Genomic DNA, 22440 nt, shown 5'->3' on the forward strand with positions numbered 1-22440 from the left:
GTGGAATGATCGGATTCATGTCACGGCCCAGACCGCTCTCCCATGACCCCATCGCCGAGGCGTACCGGCAGTGGGTGGCCCACGGCTGGGAATCGGTCGCCGACGGGATGGCCCTGGTGACCTCGCTGGTCCGGGCGCAGCAGATCGTGATGGCACGCGTCGACGAGGCCCTCAAACCGTCCGGCCTGACGTTCTCCCGCTACGAACTCCTGCAACTGCTCAGTTTCAGCCGCACCGGCGCTCTGCCGATGGCCAAGGCGAGTGCGCGTCTGCAGGTGCACCCGACGAGCGTGACCAATACCGTCGATCGACTCGAAGCCGCCGGGCTGGTGATTCGGGTCCCGCACCCCAGCGATCGACGGGCAACTCTCATCGAAATCACCGATGAGGGAAGGAAATCCGTGTCCGAGGCCACGGCGGCACTCAACGCCGAAGTGTTCGCCGAACCCGGTCTGCCCGCCGATCAGGGTCGCGATCTGATACGACTGCTGGCACAATTCCGACACGCCGCGGGAGATTTCGATATCGACGACCCGGAAAACCTCGCATTCCACGCGACCTGGCAACCGGCGGGTGAATCTTCGCCCGACCCCCTTGGCAGCTAGCGCGAAAAGGTCCACGATGTAGCCCATGGTGCTGATCCTCGGGGTATCGGCGGGCGCGGGTGGAGCCCGTGCCGTGCTGACCCATTCCGATCAGCCCCACATGCCGCCCATCGACCGGATCCACGTACCGCGCCGGGCAGGGGGCTCGGTGGAGGAATCGGTACTCACCGCGATCCACCGTATGCGCGCGGCGGCGGCAGAACGCGACGAGTACATCTCCGGCACAGCTGTCACCTGCCGCAGCGAGCTACAGGCCGACGCGATCAGAGCGGCCGCGGGCCAGGCCGACTTCGCGATCGTCGACGAACCGCTCGCCCAGCTGCGCTACCTGCGTTTCACCGGCCTGCTGCCCGCCGCCGACTCGGTCCTGCTCTACGACCTCGGCAGTTCCGGTCTGACCATCACCCACGCCGATTGCCGCACCGAAACGATCATCGCGGGCAAACGCAGCACTCTCCTCAGCGGCAACGGCTACGACGCGCTGTTGCGCTGGCAACTCGCGCGCAGCGGCATCTCGGCCGACGCGCATGCCAGCCGCGAACACCGAGAATCGTTGAGCCGCACCAGGGTTGTCACCGCCGCCGATGCCGACACCGGCGGCCGCGCGGTACTGACCCGCAGCGACCTCGCCGCGTTATGCGAAGCGGGACTGCATCATTCGGCCTCGTTCGTGCGCCTGCTGATCGAGGAGACAGGGGTGCGGCCGGGAGCGCTGGCACTGCTGGGTGGCTGCACACGCAACCCGAGTCTGCGGGCGGATCTGGGCCGGCTGATCGGTCTGCCGACCGTGTACGACCCTGAGCCGGAATATGTTTCGGCTCGGGGCGCGGTGCTGCTGTGCGCCCGCCGTCCCTCGGCGCGGTTACGCATGCCACGACGAGGTGCGGGCGTCATCGGCGTCGCGCCGCGCGCGAGCCACCGAAAACTTCTCGCCGCGGTCGCGGTGACGGCCACCCTCGGTGGCACCGTCGTCGGCCTGCTCAGCAACGACAACACCTCGGCGCGGTCCCCTGAGGAGGGCACCGCGCCGACTACCGCGCACTTCATCGACGGTGCGCCGCGCTGGAAACCGAACTAGCGGTTGCTGAAGTTCGGCGGTCGCTTCTCGACGAAGGCGGCCATGCCTTCCTTCTGATCCTCGGTCGCGAACAGCGAATGGAACACCCGGCGTTCGAACAGCAGCCCCTCGGCGAGGGTGGTCTCGAACGAGCGGTTCACTGCCTCCTTGGCGATCATCGCGACCGGCAGCGACATCGACGCGATGGTCTGCGCGGCCTCGAGCACGGTGTCGAGCAATTCGTCGGCGGGCACGACCCGCGACACGAGCCCGGAGCGCTCGGCTTCCTCGGCGCCGATCATCCGGCCGGTCAGGATCAGATCCATCGCCTTGGCCTTGCCGATCGCGCGGGTGAGACGCTGCGAGCCGCCGATGCCGGGGATGACGCCGAGCGTGATCTCGGGCTGACCGAACTTGGCGCTGTCGGCGGCGATCAGAATGTCGCACAGCATCGCCAGCTCACAACCGCCACCGAGCGCATAGCCCGAGACGGCGGCGATGGTGGGCTTGCGAAAGTTGGCCAGCCGGTCCCAGCGGGCGAAGTAGTCGGCCAGGAACATGTCCATGTACGACTTGGGCGCCATCTCCTTGATGTCGGCGCCCGCGGCGAAGGCTTTCGCCGAGCCGGTGATCACGACGGCGCCGATGGAATCGTCGCCGTCGAGTTCGTCGAGCGCGGCGATGACGTCGTCGAGTACCTGGGCATTGAGGGCATTGAGCGCCTTGGGCCGGTTCAGGGTGATCCAGCCGACCCCGCCCTTCCCGTCGGCGCCGCCCTTGCGCTCCAGCAGAATCGTCTCGAATTCGGTCACGGCCACCCTCTTGTCAGTCAACGGTCACGGATCACGCTGACGATACCGAGCCAGGTCGCCCACCGGTGCGGGGTGCCGCTCCGATCAGGCCCGCAGTCCCAGTTCGCGCTCGCCGAGCGCGGCGAAGTAGGCGTCGACCTGGGCATCGGTGACGTCGGCGAGAGTGGCGGGCGACCAGTGCGGCGTGCGGTCCTTGTCGATCACCTGGGCGCGGATGCCCTCGACCAGATCGTGGGTGCTCAGCGCGGCCACGGTGATCCGCAGTTCGGCATTCAGCGCCCCGGCCAGTGTCAGGTCGCGGGCATCGCGCAGCGCTCGCAGGGTCGCTTTCAGCGCGATCGGGGATTTCGACAGCAGGTCATCGGCGGCCTTGGTCGCTTCGGGCGAATCTGCGGCGCGCAGCGCCTCGACGATCTGTTCGACGGTGTCGGCGGCGTAGCAGGTATCGATCCAGTCGCGCTGGGCGTCTAGTTCGGATTCCGGTGCGGGCGTGGCGAATCGGGCGATCGCCTCGTCGGCCAGGGTGGTGCGCAACGCGTCGAGCAGGGCGGGCAGGTCTTCGGAGGCGACGAACGTATCGGCGAAACCGGCCACGATCGCGTCTCCCGCGCCCATCCGCGCGGTGGTGAGCGCCACGTGGGTGCCCAGCTCGCCGGGGGTGTGCGAGAGCAAATAGGTGCCGCCGACATCGGGCACGAAGCCGATACCCACTTCGGGCATGCCGATCTGCGAGCGCTCGGTGACGATGCGGTGACTGCCGTGCGCCGACAAGCCCACTCCGCCACCCATCACGATGCCGTCCATCACCGCCACGTACGGCTTCGGGTAGCTGCCGATCAGAGCGTTGAGCAGGTATTCGTCACGCCAGAACGCCGCCGACGCGGTGTCGATCGGTGCGGGTACGTCCGCGCCGCCGTCGTTGATCGTCTTCGCGTCGCGATGGATGGCCACGATGTCACCGCCCGCGCACAGGCCGCGCTCGCCCGCGCCGACGACCGCGACGGTCCGGATCGCCGGATCGGTAGCCCATGCCCGCAGCTTCTCGGTGATGGCCAGGCTCATCGAGTGGTTGAGCGCGTTGATCGCGCGCGGCCGGTTCAGCGTGATCAGACCGAGCCCGCCACGTACCTCGAACAGCACTTCCGCTTCACTCATGCCCGTCACGATAAAGTCGGATATCGGAGGATCCGAAACTGTGGCACGCCGTCTGTGACGCATTCCACCGCGTCCGATTTGCGGCACAATCAGAGCATGGGCAGCGACCACTTCGTGCGGATCACCCGCCTGCGCGCACTGATCGACCACGAGAACACCGGCGCGGGCGAGCGCGCCACCGCGGAACGCATGCTCGAGCGTTTGCTTCGAAAATCCGTGGGCCACAATGGTTCCGGCGCCGCCCCTGACCGCGTCTACGGTTCGCGCCACCACCGTGCGGGCAGACACGCGAGCACCGCGTCGATCGTCGAATTCGTCCGCGAGGACATCGCCTTCGCCCGCACTTTCGTCGCCGCGGGCGCACCCGGCGAGGTCACCGTCCACAGCCCCCTCGCCGCGGCCCCCGCCGAGCTCACCGTGGCCGTCACGACCCCGTTCGCCGACCAGATCGTCGTCACGATCACCGATATCCCGCCCTCATGGGGCTGGGAACCCGACGAATTCGACCGCATCACCGCCACCGAGGACCTGCGCCGACTCGCCGACGAACTCGCCGAGATCATCGACAGCTACAACCACGACGGCGCGGACGTGGGCCCGCGCTTCTTCCGCACGATCCGCGCCCAGGAAACCACCCTGATCCTCTGATTCACCCCGGTCGCAGTGGCCCTTGCCGAGTGAGCAGGACGACCAGGCCGACCATGAGTACGAGCGCGCCGATCGCCAGCACCATGCTCGCCACGACCGGACCTCCGGTGGTGTAGTCGGCCACCACCTGCACCACCGCGATCGCGGTCCCCGCGGCCCCGCCGAGCACCAGCACGGCGTCGCGCCGAATCGCGTACAGCACGAAGCAGACCACCCCGATCAGCGCGGTCGAGCCGGGCCGCCACAGTGATTCGCTCAACGTCAGCGTCTGCGCCCCGATCACCGCGATCACCCCGCCGAGTAGGTATCCGGCCCCTTCGGCCACCAGCAGCCGAGCCCATGCGAGGCCGAACCACAACGCGCCGAACATCATCAGCGCGATCCCCTGCCACGGCGAGCGGAAATCGAACAGCTCCGAGGTCACGCTCAGGATGCTCGCGACACCGAAGCAGGCCACGGCGACCATGCCGAGCACGCTCGGCACCAGCAGATACCCCAGTATCGCGACAAGCAGTCCCGCGACCGAGGCCGCGATCGCCGTCTCGTCGCCGTGGTGGTGGTCGAACGCCGTCGCCACCGCGCCGGTCATCGCCACCGCCGCCAGCACCAGCAGCACCGCGGCCAACCTGACCCGCACCGCCGACGCGATCGGCACCCGCCGGTACACCCCCACGCATCCACCGGCCAACGCCACCGCTCCCCACATCGCGCACCCGGCCACCACCACCAGCAGCACCACCCGCCCCGACTGCGCCACCTGCGCCCACGCCTTGTCGATGAACAACCCCAGACCCGCGGCCACCAGCCCGGCCCCCACATACGCCACGATCTCGGCAGCCACCCAGCCCCCACTCGCGCGCCCGGTCCGATCTTGCTCGTCGACCGCCCGCAACACCGCTGTCCGCTGCTCCCCACTGATCACCCCGGCGGCTACCAATCGTTCCAACGCCACATCCACCCGATGCTCGCGAACCATCCGTCGAGTATGTCGACCTGCGGCGACGATTCCGCCGGAAGCTGGGCGGGGCGTTTCGCGGCGGAGTGACGCGGTTCACACTAGAATTACTTTGATGTCCTAGTATCGGGCGCTCTACTACATGGCGGAGGCAGTCATGGACCTGCATGTTCCTGTGAATCCGGTGCGGTTCGTGACCTCGGCGGCCCTATTCGACGGACACGACGCGGCAATCAACATCATGCGGCGGATTCTGCAGGCCCAGGGCGCCGAGGTGATCCATCTCGGACACAACCGGTCGGTGCGCGAGATCGTCGACGCGGTGATCGAGGAGGACGTGCAGGGCGTCGCGGTCAGCTCCTATCAGGGCGGGCACATCGAGTTCTTCGAATACCTGGCGCAGGCACTGCGCGAGGCGGGCGCGGACGATGTGCGCATCTTCGGTGGGGGCGGCGGGGTGATCGTCGCCGAGGAGATCGAGCGGCTCGCGGCGAGCGGCGTGCGGATCTTCTCCCCCGAGGACGGCCAGCGCCTCGGCCTGCCCGGCATGATCAACGAACTGATCCAGCTCTGCGATGTCGACCCCGCGCGCACCGCCCCCGACCTCGCCGCGCTCTACACCGGCGATCGAAACGCGCTGGCGCGCACCATCACCTGCTTGCAGCAGGGCGCACTGTCCGATGCCGACCGAGCCGCGATCGTCGCGGCGGCCGCCACACGGCGCGTCCCCGTGCTGGGCATCACCGGCACCGGCGGCTCCGGAAAGTCTTCTCTCACCGATGAATTGGTGCGCAGACTCCGCACCGACCAGCAGGACAAACTGCGCATCGCCGTCCTGGCGGTTGACCCGACCCGCAGACGAGCGGGCGGCGCCCTGCTCGGTGACCGCATCCGGATGAACGCCCTCGACGGCGATCACGTGTACTTCCGTTCGCTGGCCACCCGCGGCAATCACGAACTGCCCGACGATATCGACACCATGATCGCCGCCTGCCGGGCCGCCGGTCACGACCTGGTCATCCTCGAGACCCCCGGCATCGGCCAGGGCGACGCGGGCATCGTCGACCACGTCGATGTGGCGCTGTATGTGATGACGCCGGAGTTCGGCGCCGCCTCCCAGCTCGAGAAGATCGACATGCTCGACTACGCCGACGTCGTCGCGATCAACAAGTACGAACGCCGTGGCGCGGCCGACGCGGTCCGCGATGTGGCGCGCCAATTGATCCGCAACCGTGCGGAATTCGGCGCGAGTCCCGCTGACATGCCCGTTTTCGGTACCAGTGCCGCGACTTTCGACGACGACGGCGTCACCGCGCTGTACCAGCACCTCACCGGTCTGCTCACCGAACACGGCCTGACGCTCGAACCCGGCGTGCTGCCCCGCGTCGATACCTCGGTCTCCACGCGCTTCGCCCAGCTCGTCCCCCCGTCGCGGGTCCGGTATCTGGCCGACATCGCCGACACGGTCCGGGGCTACCACGCCGATACTCAGCGCGAAGTCGCGGCGGCCCAGCGGATTCAACGGCTGGCGCTGGTCCACGACGAACTCCCCGACGACGCGGCGGTCGCCGACCTGCTCACTCTGGCCCGCCCCACGCTCTCCCCGGTTTCGACCGAAGCCCTGGCCGAGTGGCCGGCGGTCGCCGAAAGCTATCGCGGTGACGAACAGGTGGTCCGCATCCGCGACCGCGAACTGCGCACACCCCTGCGTCGCGAGTCCCTCTCCGGCACCAGCATTCCCCGCGTCGCGCTGCCGCGCTTCACCGACGACGGCGAACTCCTGCGCTTTCTGCGCGCCGAGAACCTGCCCGGCCGATTCCCTTTCACCGCAGGCGTTTTCCCTTTCAAGCGCGAGAACGAGGATCCCGCTCGAATGTTCGCGGGCGAGGGCGATCCCGCCCGCACCAATCGTCGCTTCAAGGTCCTCAGCGCCCACGCCGAAGCCACCCGCCTGTCCACCGCGTTCGACTCGGTGACCCTCTACGGCCACGATCCGGCCCCGCGCCCCGATATCTACGGCAAGGTGGGCACCTCGGGTGTCTCGGTGGCCACCGTCGAGGACATGCGCACCCTGTTCGACGGTTTCGACCTCGGCGCCCCCACCACCTCGGTCTCGATGACCATCAACGGTCCCGCCCCGACCATCCTCGCCTTCTTCCTCAACACCGCCATCGACCAAGCGCTGCACCGCTTCTCCGACGCCGAGGGCCGCGAGCCGACGTCCGGCGAAGCCGCCGAGATCCGGGCACGCACGCTGTCGACCGTGCGTGGCACCGTGCAGGCCGACATCCTCAAGGAGGATCAGGGCCAGAACACCTGCCTGTTCTCCACCGAATTCAGTCTGCGCATGATGGCCGATGTGCAGGAATGGTTCGTGCGCAACGACGTCCGAAATTTCTATTCGGTCTCGATCTCGGGATATCACATCGCCGAGGCGGGCGCGAACCCCATCAGCCAACTCGCCTTCACCCTCGCCAACGGATTCACCTATGTGGAGACCTATCTCGCGCGCGGGCTGGCGATCGACGACTTCGCCCCGAATCTGTCGTTCTTCTTCTCCAATGGCATGGACCCCGAGTACACGGTGATCGGCCGGGTCGCCCGGCGGATCTGGGCGATCGCGATGCGCGACCGGTACGGCGCGGGCGAACGCGCCCAGAAACTCAAGTACCACGTGCAGACTTCGGGTCGTTCGCTGCACGCACAGGAAATGCAGTTCAACGACATTCGCACCACTCTGCAGGCGCTGATCGCGGTTTACGACAATTGCAACAGCCTGCACACCAACGCTTTCGACGAGGCGGTGACCACCCCGACCGAGGATTCGGTGCGCCGCGCACTGGCGATTCAGCTCATCATCGCCAAGGAATGGGGACTGGCCGTCAACGAGAATCCGCTCCAGGGCAGTTTCATCGTCGACGAACTCACCGATCTCGTCGAGGAGGCGGTGCTGCTCGAATTCGAGCGGATCAGCGAACGCGGCGGAGTGCTCGGCGCCATGGAGACCGGCTACCAGCGCGGTCGCATCCAGGACGAGTCCATGCGCTACGAACAGCGCAAACATGACGGATCGTTGCCGATCGTCGGGGTGAACACCTTCCGCGGCCGCGACGACGACACCGAGCACGCACCGATGGAATTGGCCCGCGGCACCGAAACCGAACGCCGCTCCCAACTGGACCGGCTGCACAGTTTCCAAGCCGATCACGCCGAACAAGCCCATCTCGCGCTGGCCCGGCTGACCGAAGTCGCCCACACCGACGGCAATATTTTCGATGTGCTCATGGACGCGGCGCGGGTGTGCACATTGCAGCAGGTCACCGATGCCTTCTTCGCGGTGGGAGGACAGTATCGGCGCACGGTGTGAGCAGCGTAATCCGTCGCTGTGCGCCGCTGACGTGTGACAATCGCCGAGAGCAATGCCAGCGGCGGCGACGGGACGCACAGCATGGATCTGACCGACTTCGACATCATCGATGCCCATATTCACCAGTGGGATCCCCATGCCACGCCACGCGAGTTCAGCAAGCTGGCGAAACTGATGCGCTATCTGCCGGTGCCGGTCGATATCGCCGCAAAGCTGGCCCCGCGTGGTGACCGCGAATTCGTCGGCGACCCCAGCGCCTACCTGCAGCCTTATCTGCCGGCCGACTACCGCGCCGATCGGGGAAATACGCCGGTCGAGTCGGTCGTGGAAATCGAGGTGCAATGGACGGGCTGGAAGCCCGACGAGACGCGCTGGGTGGCGAGCCTGCCCTTCGGTGTCGACACACCCGCCTTGGCCACGATCATCGGCTCGGCCGACCCCGCCGCCGCGGACTTCGGCGCGGTGCTGGATGCGCATCAATCCGCGTCGCCGCTGTTCCGGGGCATCCGGACGATGGTCGCCCAGCACCCTGATCCCGCCGTAAAGTCGTTCGCCGCGCACGACGGCGCGCTCACCGCCCCCGCCTTCCTGAACGGCTTCGGGCAGCTCGCCGAGCGAGGGCTCTCGTTCGACGCGTGGGTGTATTCGGGGCAGCTCCCCGAGGTGACGGCACTGGCCGAACGGTTTCCCGAGGTACCGATCGTGCTCGATCACCTGGGGACCCCGGCGGGCGTCTTCGGACCGGTCGGCAAGAACACCGGACACACCGCCGCGCAGCGGGAGGCCGTGTTCGATCGGTGGCGCCAAGACCTCACCGATCTGGCCGCGCAGCCGAACGTGGTGGCCAAGGTGAGCGGGCTGATGATGCCGGTGCTCGGCCATCCGGTGCCGCGACGTGGCACGCCGACGCCCGTGCCGACGCTGCTCGGCCGGGTGCGGCCGCTACTGGCGCACGCACTGTCCGTCTTCGGCGCCGACCGGCTGATCTGGGGGTCGAACTTTCCCGTGGACAAGCCGATCACCAGCCTCGGTGGAGCAGCCGAGACCGTGGCCACCGGCCTGAGCGAGGCGGGTGCGAGCACCGACGACCTGCGGAAGGTGTTCGGCGGCAATGCCATCCGGTTCTATCGGATCGAGCCGGCCGGGTGAATCGCCGCGCACGATCGCTCGTTTCTGTCGGTGGGCGGGTTTAGCATCGGCGCATGAAAGCCATCGGCACCTTCGAGGTCACCGCGTTCGATCCCACCGAGCTGACGCCGCAGCCCCCCATCGTCACCGGGATGCCGGTCGGCATCTCGACCATGACGAAGTCCTACGCGGGCGAGATCGAAGGACTCTCGGCCACGCTGTTCACCGCCGCCTTCGACATGGACACCGGCGCGGGCACCTACCTCGCGATGGAGTCGTTCGAGGGTGCGCTGAACGGCAAGGCCGGTGCGTTCAACTTCGTCCACTCCGCCACCACCGCGGGTACCGACCGCACCGACGAGTTCTTCCACATCGTCCCCAGCAGCGGCACCGGGGAATTGACCGGCATCGCCGGGACCGGCGCGTTGTACGTGGATGCCGAAGGCGGACACCACATCTGGTTCGAGTACGAGCTGGGCTGAACCGCTCCGGTTCGAACGGCGGGGCAGTTCCGCTGCCTCGCCCAGCTCAACTCAAGTGTCGAATTCGGTGTAGAGCGAGCGCAATTCGCGTAGTCCCGTTGCCGCGGTCGGCTCGTCCTCGGTGGACATCCGAAGCGCGCGACGCAGCGGGATCGCGTCGAGATCTTCGATCACGGCGTGGAATTCGACGCGGGGCAGCTCGGGCAGGACCAGTTCGTCGCCGTAGGGATCATCGGAATCGGCGGTGCGCGCCGATCTCTCGACGCCGCCGATGAGGGTGTCCAGGTCGAGTCCGCGCAGGGTGAGGATCTCGCTCGGCTGTTCGTCGAGACGCTCGGCGAGCAGGTAGCAGACCGCGGCGACGTGCTTGCACGGCCAGCCCATATCCGGGCAGCTACAGGTGAAGTCCAGCTCCGAGGCGGTGGTCGGCAGCAGGTGCGGGCCGAGCGCGGGTGGGAGCGCGCCCGAGGCGATCTCGGCGAGCATGCCGGGCGCCTCCCTGATCTCGGCGAGCAGCAGGTCGACCTCGTCTTCGCGCAGTGGCCGGATCGACAGCACCGAGGTGAAGGGGCTGGGCTGGCTGCCCTGGACCTCGGCGGTCACCGCACCGCGTTCGATCCGGTAGTTCACCACCTGTCCGACCCTGGCGTAGGTGCGTCCGCGCGAGAGCCTGCCCGCGTCGGCCACCTTCTCCACCGCGTCGAGCAGCGATTTGCCCCACCAGGTCCGCCCGAAACCGCCGCGCGCCTGGGCTCCACCGCGGACCGGTTTGCGCGGACCGAACTGGCTGAAGTCGGCCATCAGTCGCCCACCGCCTCGGCGCCGAGGGTGAACAGCTCGCGCAGTTCGTCGGTGCTCATCTCGGTGATCCAGTTCTCCCCCGCGCCGACGGCCAGATCGGCCAATTGCTTCTTCCCGTTGATCATTTCGTCGATCCGCTCCTCGATGGTGTCGACACACACCAGCTTGCGGACCTGCACCGCACGCTGCTGGCCGATCCGGAACGCGCGGTCGGTGGCCTGGTTCTCGACTGCCGGATTCCACCAACGATCCAGGTGGATCACGTGATTGGCGGCGGTGAGGTTGAGGCCGGTGCCGCCCGCCTTGAGCGAGAGCAACATCAGCGGCGGGCCGTTGTCGCCTTGGAAACCGGTCACCATGTCGTCACGGCGCTGTTTGGCCACACCGCCGTGCAGGAACGGGATCGGGGTGCCGAATCGTTCGGTGAGATACGGCAGGATCAAATCGCCGAATTCGCGGAACTGGGTGAAGAGCAGGGCTTTCTCGCCATCGGCGAGTACCGCGTCGAGCACGTCCTCGACCAGCGCCAGCTTGCCCGAGCGGTGCCCGCCGCGACGCAGGACCGGCGACCCGTCGCCCAGGTAGTGCGCGGGGTGGTTGCAGACCTGTTTGAGCCTGGTCAGCGCGCCGAGCACAGCGCCCTTGCGCGCCATGCCTTTCGCGTCTTTGAGCTTGTCCAGCATGTCGTCGACAACGGCCTGGTAGAGCGCGGCCTGCTCGACGGTGAGGTTGGCCCGCACCGTCATTTCCAGCTTCTCCGGCAGGTCGCTGATCACCGTCGGATCGGTTTTGAGCCTGCGCAGCACGAACGGATCGGTGATCAGGCGCAGTCTGTCGATGGCTTGCTGATCACGCTCGCGTTCGATCGGCACCGCGAACTTGGCGCGAAACGATTGCGGGCTGCCGAGCAGTTTCGGCATGGCGAAGTCGAACAGGGCGCGCAGCTCTTCCAGGCGGTTCTCCACCGGAGTTCCGGTGAGCGCCAGCCGATGTCGGGCTTTCAGCGCCCTGGCCGCGCGCGCCTGCCTGGTCACCGCGTTCTTGATGTGCTGCGCTTCGTCGAGCACGATCCGCTCCCACTGCTGTTCGCTCAGCAAGGTGACGTCGCGGGCGAGCAGTGCGTAGGTGGTGATCACCAGGTCCGAATCTGCCACCGCCGCAGCGAATTCCGAACCGGTGAGCCGCCCGGGGCCGTGGTGCACGAGCATGCGCAGGTCGGGCGCGAACCGTTGGGTTTCGCGCTGCCAGTTGCCGACCACCGACATCGGACACACCAGCAGCGTCGGTCCGACCACCGACTCGCCCATCGGCGTCGGTCGCACGCCTGCCAGGCCGGCCTCGCGCTCATGGACCAGCAGCGCGAGGACCTGCACGGTCTTGCCCAAGCCCATGTCGTCGGCGAGGATCGCGCCGCAGTTCAGTCGACTCATGGTGGCCAACCAGCTCAGCCCTCGCTCCTGGTACGGACGCAGCTGAGCCTTCAGGCCGACCGGCACCGGAACCGGCTCGGGTTCGCTTTCCCTGGCGAACAATTCGGCCGCCCACCCGTCGGCGGTGACCTCGGTGACGGGGACGTTGTCGACCCGTTCGGCGGCCAGTTCACCGATCATGTCGGCCAGGGTGATCGGGCTGTCGTCGGCGTGCTGCGCGACATAGCGGGCGGCGGCTGCCAGTGCTCGGTGGTCGGCCTGCACCCACTCGCCGCGCAACTGGACCAGGTCGGACTTGCTGCTGATCAGCCGGTGCATCTCGGCCGGGGTGAGCACCAGATCGCCGAGCGCCAATTCCCAGCGGTAGGACAGCAGTCCGCTGAGTCCGACAGTGGATTCGGCGGCGGCGGGGCTGCTCACCCGCAGCCGCATACTCGGTTCGGCGATGTTCCAGGCGCGCGGCAGGAGTAGTCGAATTCCGGCTTCCTGCAGGGCATGCGCGCCGTGCGCCACCAGGTCGGCGACCACCTCGGTGGGGAGCAGCAGGTCGAGGCCGCGCGGATCGGTGGGCAGGTCACGCAGGCGCGGGTATGCCTTGCGCGCCTGGCCGAGTTTCTCCGCCGCTGTTCGCACGAGCACCGGATCATCATCGAAGACAATGGGTTTGGGTGCGTCGTCGACCGGGCGCAGGCATACCTGTAGCCGCCACAGCGCCACCGATTCGTCGGCGGTACCGAATTCGCCGTCGGGTTCGCACAGGCGCAGCACGAGTTCCGGCTCGTCGGCGGCATAGCCTTCGCGCCACTGCGTCAGCGTTTCGGACAGTCGGTAGGAGCCGACTTCCAGCGGAGTGTCGGCGATCAACGCGGCCAGCAGCGGGTGGGTCATCGTGCGGTGCGTGAGATATTCGCGGGCGATCGGGTCGGTGAGATGCGTGCACAAATCATCGAGCACGGCGGCGGGCGGACCGGCGACCCGCAGCGCCGGTGGCATCGCGGCAGCCAACTCGGCCAGCCACGCCCGTTGACGTTGTCCGCCGACCAGCCGCCAGCGCACCCACCACTGACCGTCGGCCCGCTCGATCTGGGGCACCACCCGGCCGGCCCGCACCCACCGTTCGATGCCGCGCGCGACGTGCGCGAGGAACCGTAGATCGCCCGAGATGTTCTCGCGCGGGAGTCGGCTGCGCAGCACGACGGCCGCCGTCGGTGGCGCGAGCGCGTGCGCGCGAACCTCGGCGGTGCCCGACTGCCCCTCGGCATCGACGACGAACACCTCGGCGCGGTGCCGGAACCTGGCGCGGTCCAAGATGTCGCCGAGCACCGACCCCACGGCGACCGGCTCCGCGTCGTGCCACAGCAGTAGGCCCGATTCGGGGGACCACAGACCGTGCAGCATGGGCACCATCCAAGCAGGCGGCACCGACACCGATCACAGCCGCCATACCTCTGGATTTCTCGCGGCAACGAGCGGATAATTAAATAACCCCTGGTCATGGGCCGGAACACCCACCGGCGACAACTCCATACTCACCCAGGCGAGCCGGACTCGATCCGGTTCGGCCGATGACCCCTTGTAATTCGTGCGGAGGGCAGCGATGACGATTCTGCTCCAGGTTCTCGAGCAGAGCTACACACCCAACACCCCTTGGGAACGGCGCAAATTCACCTTCATCGACACCACGAAAATCCTCGGTATGCGCCTGGACGGCCAAGCCGGCGTCTGGCTCGATCTGTCGCGGCCCGGCGAATCCCAGCGCCTGGCCCACACCATCGACCCCCGGGAATCCATCACCTTCCTGCTCACCGTCTTCGCCAAGATCGCCGAGTGCGAAGAGCGTGGCGGTTCCTGGCTGGTCGGCCACGACGGCGCCCATGTCTCCTCGATCGCGGCGACGCGCTTCCCGCCGATCGCCAGTGGCCTCGCCGCCGACGACCTGCTGGCCCGAGCCTGGTTATAGGTCGGTCCTCTCCCCGAAATACGGCCTCGTCCGCCCAGAACTGACCCATCAGCGGTAATTGTCGGTGCCACCGACTACAACCTGCGGGTATGGGGAAAGCGGCGTGGTTGCTCGTGCTGGTGCTCGCGATAGCCGGTTGCGGTGTGACCGGGCCGACTGAGCCGGTCACTCCCGCACCCGGCAGCCCGACGCGCGCCGAGGTCACCGCCCTGCTCGACACGGTGCGGGTCATCGCCTCGCGCCCTCGACCGGGCGGCTACGAACGTGGTTGCAAGGCGGGCCAGGCCTGTGTCTTCGGCCCGGCCTGGACCGATGATTCCGATGCCCCCGGCAGCCACGACGGCTGCGACACCCGTAACAACGTCCTGGCCCTCCAGTTGCGCCAGGTCGTCCATCGCGGCCGCTGCGTGGTCGTGGAAGGCATCCTCACCGACCCTTACACCGGCACCGACATCGCCTTCAGCAAGTCCGACGGCGGCCGCATCCAGATCGACCACGTCTACCCGCTGGCCGCCGCATGGGACATGGGCGCGGCAGCCTGGACCGCCGACAAACGCCGCCGCTTCGCCAACGATCTCGCGATCAACCTCCTGGCCACCGGAGCCTCGACCAACCAGTCCAAAGGCGACGACACTCCGTCCGGATGGCTCCCACCCGCTCGGCCCAACCACTGCTTCTACGCGGCGAAGTACCTCACCGTCGCGGTCGACTACGACCTACCGATCACCGCCGCCGACAATGCCGCTCTCCACGACATCGCCCGGAACTGTCCGTGAGGGCTGGCACCAGCGCTCACGCTCCGGTGGCCACGGCCCGCTTCGGATCGTTGGACCACTGCGAGTACGAGCCCGGGTAGAGCACGGCGTCGATGCCCGCGACGGCGAGGGCGGCGATCTGATGGGCGGCGGTGACGCCGGATCCGCAATACACCGCGACCGGACCTTCGCCGAATCCCGCGAAGCGAGCACGCAGGTCGTCGGCGCTGCGGAAATGTCCTGTGCCATCCAGATTCTCGGCGGTCGGCGCGCTCACCGCGCCAGGGATGTGTCCCGGTCGCGGGTCGACCGGCTCGACCTCGCCGCGATAGCGCTCCCCGGCTCGCGCATCGAGCAGTACACCCGGCCACTTCGCGGCGGCGTCGGCGTCGATCACCGGCAACCCGCCGGGACGAACCACCAGGTCACCGCCGACCGGGTCCGTTTCGGCGCCGGTCGCGAGTTCTCCACCGGCCGCGATCCAGGCGGGCAGCCCGCCGTCGAGAATGCGCACGTTGTCCACACCCGCCCACCGGAGCAGCCACCATGCCCTCGCGGCCGCCGTCGCGCCGGTCGCGTCATAGACCACCACCGGCTCACCATCGCTCAATCCCCAACTGCGCGCACACTTCTCGAAGGTGGCGGGCTCGGGCAGCGGATGCCTACCGCGGGCAGGCGACGGCGCCGCGGCCAGTTCGGTCTCCAGGTCGACGAACACCGCGCCCGGAATATGCCCGTCGAGATAGTGCTGCGGCCCATTCGGATCACCCAGCGCCCACCGCACATCGAGTAGATGAATCGCTTTGTCCGCCAGCTGTTCCCGAAGCTCCGCCGACGAAATCAACACCGCGTCCAATCCCACTCCTTACCGAGGCCCCCACCTGCGAAACAGTTCCCGCCACCTTACGCACCGTGCCGCCCGACGACATGGGACTTGCCCCTTCCCGTCCTCATCTCCGCGGCATCGGTCACGTCGGGCAACGCTGCCGGGGCGGACACCGGCACCCCTCACGACCCGAGGTCCGCTGAGGCCGGTGGAGGGAACTGGACCGACGAGCGGTGCTGATGAATCAGTCCACTTTCGCGGGACTGGTAGGCGACGAGGGCGGATTCATCGGGCAATATCGGCACAATGTCGCAGGTCTCCACCACATCCCCTGATATCGCCGACGAACCGGCGGGAATCGCGCAGCCTCTCGGCGCGGGTGCGATCACGGCACTGGTCGGGTTCACCAGTTCGTTCGCGGTGGTGCTGAGTGGTTTGCGCGCGGTGGGGGCCAGTCCGGCGCAGGCGGCGTCGGGGTTGCTGGTGTTGTGCTTCACGCAGGGCATCGGCATCCTGCTGCTGAGTTCGCGGTACCGGATCCCGATCACCCTGGCCTGGTCCACACCCGGCGCCGCGCTGCTCGCGAGCACGGGGCTTGTCGCGGGCGGCTGGCCCGGCGCGGTCGCGGCCTTCGCGGTGACCGGCGTGTTGATCGTGATCACCGGGCTGTGGCAACGGCTCGGGTCGCTGGTCGCCGCGATTCCGGTGCCGATCGCCCAGGCGATGCTGGCCGGTGTCCTCGTGCCGCTCTGTTTGGCGCCGGTGCAGGCGCTGCGCACCTCGCCCGCCGTGGTCGTCCCGGTCATCGTGGTGTGGCTGGTCCTGCAACGGTTCGCGCCCACATGGGCTGTGCTCGTCGCCTTCGCGACAGCGGCCGTCGGCACCGGCATCGACATCGTCGTGAACAACCGGCACCTGGAGTTGTCCGCCATGGTTCCGACGGTGCAATGGACTGTCCCCCAATGGCATTGGCAGGCGATCATCGGCATCGCCGTCCCGCTCTACATCGTCACCATGGCTTCACAGAACATCCCCGGCGTCGCGGTGATGCGCTCGTTCGACTTCCAGGTGCCGTGGCGGCCCGCCATGCTCGTCACCGGTATCGGCACCATCCTCGGCGCCGCGGCGGGTGGCCACGCGATCAATCTCGCCGCCATCAGCGCCGCGCTGGCCGCCGCCCCCAGCGCCGGCCCGGACCCGAAACGCCGGTGGATCGCCGCGGCCACCGCGGGCGCCGCCTATCTCGTCCTCGGGCTCGCTTCCGCCGCCCTGGTCACCCTCATCGCCGCCGCCCCCGCGGGCACCATCGAAACCGTCGCCGGTCTGGCCCTGCTCGCCACCCTCGCCGCTGCCCTGACCGGCGCCCTCAGCGATCCCACCCATCGCATGGCGGCCCTGGTGACCTTCCTCGTCGCAGCCTCCGGTACCACCCTGTTCGGCATCGGCGGCGCATTCTGGGCCCTCGTGGCCGGCCTCGTCGTCCGCCGCTTCCTGCCCACCGGCACCTGACGGTTCGTGGAGTTCAGTTCGGGTCGGCCAGTCGGTCGAGCAGGGGGCCGGTTCGGGGGCCGACGAGTTCGCGCATGACCAGAGCCATGTTGGTGCGCTCCACGCCCGGGATCTTCAGTATTCGGCCCGCGATGCGGTAGAGGTCGTCGGCGTCGCGGGCGACAATGCGGACGGTGAGGTCGGTGGCGCCGGTCATGCCACAGACCTCGGTGACCTCGGGGACGTCGGCCAGGTCGTCCACCACGGGGTCGAGCCGGTGCTGGTCGACCACGACCGCGACGAACGCTGCCAGTGGGTAGCCGAGGGCGCGTGGTTCCACTCGGCGTTCGAAGCTGCCGAGCACCCCACCGCTGTCCCATCGGGCCAGACGGGCCTGCACCGTGTTGCGCGACAGGCCGAGGCGCGCCGCGAGCTCCACCCCGGTGGCCCGTGGGTTGGCGACCAGTTCGCGCAGTAGCCGCGCGTCGGTGGCGTCGAGTGTCACGGCATCGGGTTCGCCACTGGTCATACAACGCAGTATGACAGCGCGGGAACCCCACAGACCATGCATTCTGCTCATTTGTGCGCGTATCGCTTGCGCATACCGCGTTATGGGGGATGCTGAAGTGATACACATCGCACTCAGCGGCGTGGCGTACTTGCATCGGCTCACAAGGCAGGGTGACGAGGAGGCGATCACGATGTCGCAGAAGCAGACCTACCCGGTCCAGCTGGTGCAGCCCGACGGCCGTCGGGTGTTCGACAAGGCGCACGCCGCGCTGGTGGCCGATATCGATGCGGCGCGATTGCGGCAGCTGTATCGGGACATGGTCGTCACCCGCCGGATCGACGTCGAAGCGACCGCACTGCAACGCCAGGGCCAGCTCGGATTGTGGCCGCCGCTGCTGGGCCAGGAGGCCGCGCAGGTCGGCTCGGCACACGCTTTGCACCCCGACGACTACGTCTTCTGCTCCTACCGCGAGAGCGCCGTCGCCTACTGCCGTGGCGTGCCGCCCGAGCAACTCACCGCCCTGTGGCGGGGCGCCTCCCACCACTGCTGGGACCCCACCGAGTTCAACATCACCAACGCCAACATCGTCGTCGGCTCCCAGGGCCTGCACGCCACCGGTTACGCCTACGCCGCCCACCTCGACGGCGCCGACATCGCGACCATCGCCTACTTCGGGGACGGCGCGACCAGCACCGGCGATATCGCCGAGGCGCTGGGATTCGCCGCGGCGTGGAGCGCGCCGGTGGTGTTCTTCTGTCAGAACAACCATTGGGCGATCAGCGAACCCGTCACCGTTCAGAGCAACGTCGCGCTGGTGCGCCGGGCCGACGGCTACGGCATCCCGGGCGTGCAGGTGGACGGCAACGACGTGCTCGCCGTCCTCGCCGTCACCCGGCAGGCCGTCGAACGTGCCCGCACCGGCGGCGGCCCCACCTTCATCGAGGCGATGACCTACCGCATGGGCCCGCACACCACCGCCGACGACCCCACCCGCTACCGGACCGCCGCCGACACCGAGTACTGGGCCCAGCGCGACCCCATCGACCGCGTGCGGCTGCTCCTCGAGCGCGAAGGCCACCTCTCCCCCGAGCTCGCCCAGCAGGTCACCGACGAGGCCGACGATGTCGCCCGCCGCCTGCGCGCCGCGACGATCGAGATGCCCGACCCCGATCCCGAGCGGATGTTCGACAACGTCTACGCGACCGAGCACCCGCTGATGACCGAAGAGCGCCAACAGCTCTCGGCCTACCTCGCCGAAGGAGCGCAGTCATGATCACCACCTTCGCCGCCGCCCTCAACACCGGCCTGCGCAGCGCGATGGAAGACGACGCCAAAGTCGTCTTGCTCGGCGAGGACATCGGCCGACTCGGTGGCGTGTTCCGCGTGACCGACACCCTGCAGAAGGATTTCGGCGACAACCGCGTCATCGACACGCCGCTGGCCGAATCCGGCATCGTCGGAACGGCTTTCGGGATGGCTTTGCGTGGATACCGGCCCGTGGTGGAGATCCAGTTCGACGGTTTCGTCTACCCGGCCTTCGACCAGATCGTTTCCCAGGTGGCCAAGATCCACAACCGTACCGGCGGAAAGATCAAGGCCCCGTTGACGATCCGCATTCCCTTCGGCGGCGGCATCGGCGCGGTCGAACACCATTCGGAGTCGCCCGAGGTGTATTTCGCGCACACTGCGGGCCTTCGCGTTGTATCACCGAGTACGCCCGCCGACGCGTATTCGATGATTCGCCAGGCCATCTCACTGGACGACCCGGTGGTTTTCTTCGAACCCAAACGTCGCTATTGGGACAAGGCCGACGTAGATTTCGAAGGCGAACCGGATCTGCCCCTGCACAAGGCCAGGGTCTGTACCCGCGGCGCCGATGCCACCGTCGTCGCCTACGGCGGCACCGTCGCCACCGCGCTCACCGCGGCGAAGATCGCTGCCGAGGAAGGACATTCGCTCGAGGTGATCGACCTGCGCAGTCTCTCGCCGATCGACGTCGACACGATCGCCGAGTCGGTGGTCAAGACCGGCAGGCTGGTCATCGTGCACGAGGCGCCCGTGTTCGCCGGGCTGGGCGCCGAGATCGCCGCCCGCGTCACCGAACGCTGCTTCTATCACCTCGAGGCGCCGGTGTTGCGCGTCGGTGGCTACGACATCCCCTACCCCCCGGCTAAGCTCGAAAAGCACCACCTGCCCGACCCCGACCGCATTCTGGCGGCGGTCGACCGCTGCCTGACCGCGTGATGAAAGGTGCCCTCGTGCCGGAACCAGCCGCCGCCGACGACGGTCATGTTCTCGAGTTCCGCCTCCCCGACCTGGGCGAAGGACTGGCCGACGGCGACCTGGTCTCCTGGGCCGTCGCGGTCGGCGACACGGTGGAACTGAACCAGACCATCGCCGAGGTGGAGACCGCGAAGGCGGTGGTGGCGCTGCCGTCGCCGTTCTCCGGGGTCGTGGTCGAACTGCTGGCCGAGCCCGGCGACACCGTGCCGGTCGGCGCGCCGCTGATCCGGGTGCGCAACGACCTGGAGGTGACGGCGCCGCCGACCGCCGAGCCCCGCACGGACGTGCTGGTCGGCTACGGCCCCGAGGCCGAATCGAGTTCGCGGAGAAGGAAAGCCACGCCGTCGATGGCGGCGAGCACGCCGAGCACCCATCGCGCCGCGGCTACCCCCGCGGCCCGCAAGCTGGCCAAGGAACTCGGCATCGACCTGTGGTTCGTCGCGGGTTCGGGCCCGGAGGGCGCGGTCACGGTCGACGACGTGCGCTCGGCCGTACCGGTCACGCAGCCGCGTACCCCCGCCCGCCTCGGTGACATCGCGCCGGCACGCCCGTCGAACGGCCACGTCACCGATGCCGACGGGCTCATCGAGCCGACCGCCCGCGAAGAACGCACTCCCATCACGGGTATCCGCAAACGCACCGCTGCCGCGATGCAGGCCAGTTCGCGCACGATTCCGCAGGCCAGCACCTTCGTCACCGTCGACTGCACCGCCTCGATGGAACTGCTCGACCACCTGCGCACGACCAAGTCCTTCGAAAACCTCACCCTCACGCCCCTGGCCCTGGTCGCCAAGGCCACCTTGGCGGCGATCGCGGAGTACCCGGGGATCAACACCGCGTGGGACGAGCAGAACCAGGAAATCGTCACCAAGCACTATGTGAATCTAGGGATCGCGGTCGCCTCGGATCGCGGCCTGATGGTGCCCAATCTCAAGGAAGCGCAAGCGCTGAGCCTGCGCGAACTGTGCCGCGAGATCACCTGGGCGGCCGACACCGCCCGCTCCGGCAACGCCACCCCCAGCGACCTGCGCGGAGGTACCTTCACCCTCACCAATGTCGGGGTCTTCGGCGTCGACAGCGGCGTCCCCCTGGTGAATCCGGGTGAAGCCGCGATCCTGTGCATCGGCGCGATCCGCAAGCGCGCCTGGGTTTTCCGCGACGAGCTGGCTGTCCGCTGGGTCACCACCCTCGGCCTCAGCTTCGACCACCGCATGGTCGACGGCGAACTCGGCGCCCGCTTCCTCGCCACCACGGCGGGCTTCCTGGAGGACCCGCTGACCCTGCTCAGCCGCATCTGAAAGCGCCGGAAATCGCCGTATAGTGCGGGGCGGTGCGCGTCCGACCGGACTGGCCACCGCTCGAACGAAGATCGGCAGAGGCAGCCGAGAACTGGGGGACGTCATGGGGTATCCGTATGGGCCGCAACAAGGTCAGGGCTATCCACCTGCCGGTCAGCAGGGGTACAACCCGCACGGCGGCCAGGGCGCTCCCGGGTACGGAACACCAGGCCCCGGCGCACCCGCCTTCGGTGCGCCCAACCATGGAGCTCCCGGCCTCACCGCTCCTGGCTTCGGCGGCCACGGGTACGGAACGCCTGCCCCCGGCGCACCCGGCTACGGCGGGCCCGGCCACAACGGACCCGGCTACGGCGCGCCTCGCGGGCCGGTCAACGGTACAACTGGGATCATCGCAGCCGTTGTGGCCGCACTGCTTTCGCTGGTCTCCGTGGTCGGGGCGGCTATCGTCTACAACTCTCCAGCCGCGATCGATTACCGCGCCGGCAAATTCGTCATGGACCCCGACGGCACCTTCAGTAATACGAGCGACGCATTCATACCGACGGCGATCGGCTACATGGTGGTCTGCGTCGTCGTCAGCGTGCTCCTGCTCACCGGCTCGATCCTGCTGTTCCTCCGCACGACGGCGGGACGGGTGATCGCCATCGTCGCCGGGGCGCTCAGCGCGCTCGTCGGAGCAGCATCCTTCGCACCCGACCTAGTTTCCCCGGCGAACATCAATGGGGCGATGATCGGCATGGTCCAGCCCGTGCTCTCGCTGGTGCTGCTCGCCCTGGCCATCGCACCGTCAACGGGGCGTTGGATCCAGGCATCTCGCCGGCGCCCGAGCTACCCGCAAGGCAACTACCAGCGGTATTAATCGCTGCGAGTGATATATCC

At 68.1% G+C, this 22440-nt stretch carries 20 protein-coding genes; 13 read left to right on the forward strand and 7 right to left on the reverse strand.

The genetic code is table 11. The features are described from left to right. Nucleotides 1–17: 17 nt before the first annotated feature. Nucleotides 18–605 carry a MarR family winged helix-turn-helix transcriptional regulator gene (locus ASD42_RS17355; RefSeq protein ID WP_056819148.1) on the forward strand — a complete coding sequence of 196 codons (588 nt, stop codon included), beginning with the start codon at nucleotides 18–20 and terminating at the stop codon, nucleotides 603–605. Between the two features lie 25 nt (nucleotides 606–630). Then, complete coding sequence (locus ASD42_RS17360; RefSeq protein ID WP_056817942.1) at nucleotides 631–1683, forward strand: hypothetical protein; 1053 nt, start codon at nucleotides 631–633, stop codon at nucleotides 1681–1683. Here the strand turns inward: ASD42_RS17360 and ASD42_RS17365 are convergent. Beyond that, nucleotides 1680–2474 (reverse strand): enoyl-CoA hydratase, encoded by a 795-nt coding sequence (locus ASD42_RS17365; protein ID WP_056819150.1) that lies wholly within the window; start codon nucleotides 2472–2474, stop codon nucleotides 1680–1682. The two genes, ASD42_RS17360 and ASD42_RS17365, sit on opposite strands and share 4 nt — an antisense overlap. Nucleotides 2475–2558: 84 nt before the next feature. Continuing rightward, nucleotides 2559–3629 carry an enoyl-CoA hydratase/isomerase family protein gene (locus tag ASD42_RS17370; RefSeq protein ID WP_056817944.1) on the reverse strand — a complete coding sequence of 357 codons (1071 nt, stop codon included), beginning with the start codon at nucleotides 3627–3629 and terminating at the stop codon, nucleotides 2559–2561. Between the two features lie 96 nt (nucleotides 3630–3725). Here ASD42_RS17370 and ASD42_RS17375 point away from each other — a divergent pair, with 96 nt between their 5' ends. Continuing rightward, nucleotides 3726–4277, forward strand: a complete 552-nt coding sequence (locus ASD42_RS17375) for a hypothetical protein (RefSeq protein WP_063893681.1) — start codon at nucleotides 3726–3728, stop codon at nucleotides 4275–4277. A 1-nt stretch (nucleotide 4278) separates the two neighbouring features. Here the strand turns inward: ASD42_RS17375 and ASD42_RS17380 are convergent, their stop codons facing one another. Continuing rightward, complete coding sequence (locus tag ASD42_RS17380; protein WP_056817947.1) at nucleotides 4279–5253, reverse strand: DUF2157 domain-containing protein; 975 nt, start codon at nucleotides 5251–5253, stop codon at nucleotides 4279–4281. A gap of 136 nt (nucleotides 5254–5389) precedes the next feature. Between ASD42_RS17380 and icmF the strand changes: the two genes are divergently transcribed. The 3 genes from icmF to ASD42_RS17395 all read left to right on the forward strand — a co-directional run bounded on the left by icmF (nucleotide 5390) and on the right by ASD42_RS17395 (nucleotide 10209). After that, nucleotides 5390–8599, forward strand: a complete 3210-nt coding sequence (gene icmF / locus ASD42_RS17385) for a fused isobutyryl-CoA mutase/GTPase IcmF (RefSeq protein ID WP_235569644.1) — start codon at nucleotides 5390–5392, stop codon at nucleotides 8597–8599. A gap of 81 nt (nucleotides 8600–8680) precedes the next feature. Next, nucleotides 8681–9748: an amidohydrolase family protein gene (locus ASD42_RS17390; protein WP_056819152.1), complete on the forward strand. Its 1068-nt coding sequence runs from the start codon at nucleotides 8681–8683 to the stop codon at nucleotides 9746–9748. Between the two features lie 53 nt (nucleotides 9749–9801). Continuing rightward, entirely contained in the window at nucleotides 9802–10209 is a 408-nt protein-coding gene (locus ASD42_RS17395; protein ID WP_056817953.1) for a DUF3224 domain-containing protein, read from the forward strand. A 51-nt stretch (nucleotides 10210–10260) separates the two neighbouring features. Here the strand turns inward: ASD42_RS17395 and ASD42_RS17400 are convergent, their stop codons facing one another. Next, nucleotides 10261–11010, reverse strand: a complete 750-nt coding sequence (locus ASD42_RS17400) for an SWIM zinc finger family protein (RefSeq protein WP_056817955.1) — start codon at nucleotides 11008–11010, stop codon at nucleotides 10261–10263. Further along, nucleotides 11010–13838 carry a DEAD/DEAH box helicase gene (locus ASD42_RS17405; protein WP_174551984.1) on the reverse strand — a complete coding sequence of 943 codons (2829 nt, stop codon included), beginning with the start codon at nucleotides 13836–13838 and terminating at the stop codon, nucleotides 11010–11012. Before ASD42_RS17405 ends, ASD42_RS17400 begins: the two co-directional genes overlap by 1 nt. A gap of 199 nt (nucleotides 13839–14037) precedes the next feature. Here ASD42_RS17405 and ASD42_RS17410 point away from each other — a divergent pair, with 199 nt between their 5' ends. Together ASD42_RS17410 and ASD42_RS17415 are read left to right on the forward strand one after the other, a co-directional pair. Then, entirely contained in the window at nucleotides 14038–14400 is a 363-nt protein-coding gene (locus tag ASD42_RS17410; protein WP_056817960.1) for a hypothetical protein, read from the forward strand. Nucleotides 14401–14489: 89 nt separating this feature from the next. After that, on the forward strand, nucleotides 14490–15176 hold the full coding sequence (locus ASD42_RS17415) for an HNH endonuclease family protein (protein ID WP_056817962.1): 687 nt from the start codon (nucleotides 14490–14492) through the stop codon (nucleotides 15174–15176). A gap of 16 nt (nucleotides 15177–15192) precedes the next feature. Here the strand turns inward: ASD42_RS17415 and ASD42_RS17420 are convergent, their stop codons facing one another. Beyond that, entirely contained in the window at nucleotides 15193–15999 is an 807-nt protein-coding gene (locus ASD42_RS17420; RefSeq protein WP_442938657.1) for a sulfurtransferase, read from the reverse strand. Nucleotides 16000–16287: 288 nt separating this feature from the next. Between ASD42_RS17420 and ASD42_RS17425 the strand changes: the two genes are divergently transcribed. Further along, the gene (locus ASD42_RS17425; RefSeq protein ID WP_056817964.1) at nucleotides 16288–17490 is read left to right on the forward strand and encodes a benzoate/H(+) symporter BenE family transporter; all 1203 of its coding nucleotides are present in this window, start codon (nucleotides 16288–16290) and stop codon (nucleotides 17488–17490) included. Between the two features lie 13 nt (nucleotides 17491–17503). On the opposite strand, the gene ASD42_RS17430 is transcribed toward ASD42_RS17425, so the two are convergent. Beyond that, nucleotides 17504–17998: an Lrp/AsnC family transcriptional regulator gene (locus ASD42_RS17430; protein ID WP_056817966.1), complete on the reverse strand. Its 495-nt coding sequence runs from the start codon at nucleotides 17996–17998 to the stop codon at nucleotides 17504–17506. A gap of 172 nt (nucleotides 17999–18170) precedes the next feature. Between ASD42_RS17430 and pdhA the strand changes: the two genes are divergently transcribed. From pdhA to ASD42_RS34440, 4 genes are all read left to right on the forward strand, one after another. Next, nucleotides 18171–19253 carry a pyruvate dehydrogenase (acetyl-transferring) E1 component subunit alpha gene (pdhA, locus tag ASD42_RS17435; protein ID WP_056819156.1) on the forward strand — a complete coding sequence of 361 codons (1083 nt, stop codon included), beginning with the start codon at nucleotides 18171–18173 and terminating at the stop codon, nucleotides 19251–19253. Next, the gene (locus ASD42_RS17440; RefSeq protein WP_056817967.1) at nucleotides 19250–20224 is read left to right on the forward strand and encodes an alpha-ketoacid dehydrogenase subunit beta; all 975 of its coding nucleotides are present in this window, start codon (nucleotides 19250–19252) and stop codon (nucleotides 20222–20224) included. The genes pdhA and ASD42_RS17440 overlap by 4 nt, the downstream gene beginning before the upstream one ends. Beyond that, nucleotides 20224–21561, forward strand: a complete 1338-nt coding sequence (locus tag ASD42_RS17445; protein WP_056817969.1) for a dihydrolipoamide acetyltransferase family protein — start codon at nucleotides 20224–20226, stop codon at nucleotides 21559–21561. The genes ASD42_RS17440 and ASD42_RS17445 overlap by 1 nt, the downstream gene beginning before the upstream one ends. A gap of 103 nt (nucleotides 21562–21664) precedes the next feature. Continuing rightward, the gene (locus ASD42_RS34440) at nucleotides 21665–22420 is read left to right on the forward strand and encodes a hypothetical protein (protein WP_156677501.1); all 756 of its coding nucleotides are present in this window, start codon (nucleotides 21665–21667) and stop codon (nucleotides 22418–22420) included. Nucleotides 22421–22440 lie beyond the last annotated feature (20 nt).

It is taken from the genome of Nocardia sp. Root136, from assembly GCF_001427185.1.
In the GTDB taxonomy this organism is placed as follows: Bacteria; Actinomycetota; Actinomycetes; order Mycobacteriales; family Mycobacteriaceae; genus Nocardia; species Nocardia salmonicida.

Bases quoted from the DNA above. Each gene is read 5' to 3' on its own strand.
- ASD42_RS17355 (WP_056819148.1), top strand. From the start codon at position 18: ATGTCACGGCCCAGACCGCTCTCCCATGACCCCATCGCCGAGGCGTAC.
- ASD42_RS17360 (WP_056817942.1), top strand. From the start codon at position 631: ATGGTGCTGATCCTCGGGGTATCGGCGGGCGCGGGTGGAGCCCGTGCC.
- ASD42_RS17370 (WP_056817944.1), bottom strand. From the start codon at position 3,629: ATGAGTGAAGCGGAAGTGCTGTTCGAGGTACGTGGCGGGCTCGGTCTG.
- ASD42_RS17375 (WP_063893681.1), top strand. From the start codon at position 3,726: ATGGGCAGCGACCACTTCGTGCGGATCACCCGCCTGCGCGCACTGATC.
- ASD42_RS17380 (WP_056817947.1), bottom strand. From the start codon at position 5,253: ATGGTTCGCGAGCATCGGGTGGATGTGGCGTTGGAACGATTGGTAGCC.
- icmF (WP_235569644.1), top strand. From the start codon at position 5,390: ATGGACCTGCATGTTCCTGTGAATCCGGTGCGGTTCGTGACCTCGGCG.
- ASD42_RS17390 (WP_056819152.1), top strand. From the start codon at position 8,681: ATGGATCTGACCGACTTCGACATCATCGATGCCCATATTCACCAGTGG.
- ASD42_RS17395 (WP_056817953.1), top strand. From the start codon at position 9,802: ATGAAAGCCATCGGCACCTTCGAGGTCACCGCGTTCGATCCCACCGAG.
- ASD42_RS17400 (WP_056817955.1), bottom strand. From the start codon at position 11,010: ATGGCCGACTTCAGCCAGTTCGGTCCGCGCAAACCGGTCCGCGGTGGA.
- ASD42_RS17405 (WP_174551984.1), bottom strand. From the start codon at position 13,838: ATGCTGCACGGTCTGTGGTCCCCCGAATCGGGCCTACTGCTGTGGCAC.
- ASD42_RS17410 (WP_056817960.1), top strand. From the start codon at position 14,038: ATGACGATTCTGCTCCAGGTTCTCGAGCAGAGCTACACACCCAACACC.
- ASD42_RS17415 (WP_056817962.1), top strand. From the start codon at position 14,490: ATGGGGAAAGCGGCGTGGTTGCTCGTGCTGGTGCTCGCGATAGCCGGT.
- ASD42_RS17425 (WP_056817964.1), top strand. From the start codon at position 16,288: ATGTCGCAGGTCTCCACCACATCCCCTGATATCGCCGACGAACCGGCG.
- ASD42_RS17430 (WP_056817966.1), bottom strand. From the start codon at position 17,998: ATGACCAGTGGCGAACCCGATGCCGTGACACTCGACGCCACCGACGCG.
- pdhA (WP_056819156.1), top strand. From the start codon at position 18,171: ATGTCGCAGAAGCAGACCTACCCGGTCCAGCTGGTGCAGCCCGACGGC.
- ASD42_RS17440 (WP_056817967.1), top strand. From the start codon at position 19,250: ATGATCACCACCTTCGCCGCCGCCCTCAACACCGGCCTGCGCAGCGCG.
- ASD42_RS17445 (WP_056817969.1), top strand. From the start codon at position 20,224: ATGAAAGGTGCCCTCGTGCCGGAACCAGCCGCCGCCGACGACGGTCAT.
- ASD42_RS34440 (WP_156677501.1), top strand. From the start codon at position 21,665: ATGGGGTATCCGTATGGGCCGCAACAAGGTCAGGGCTATCCACCTGCC.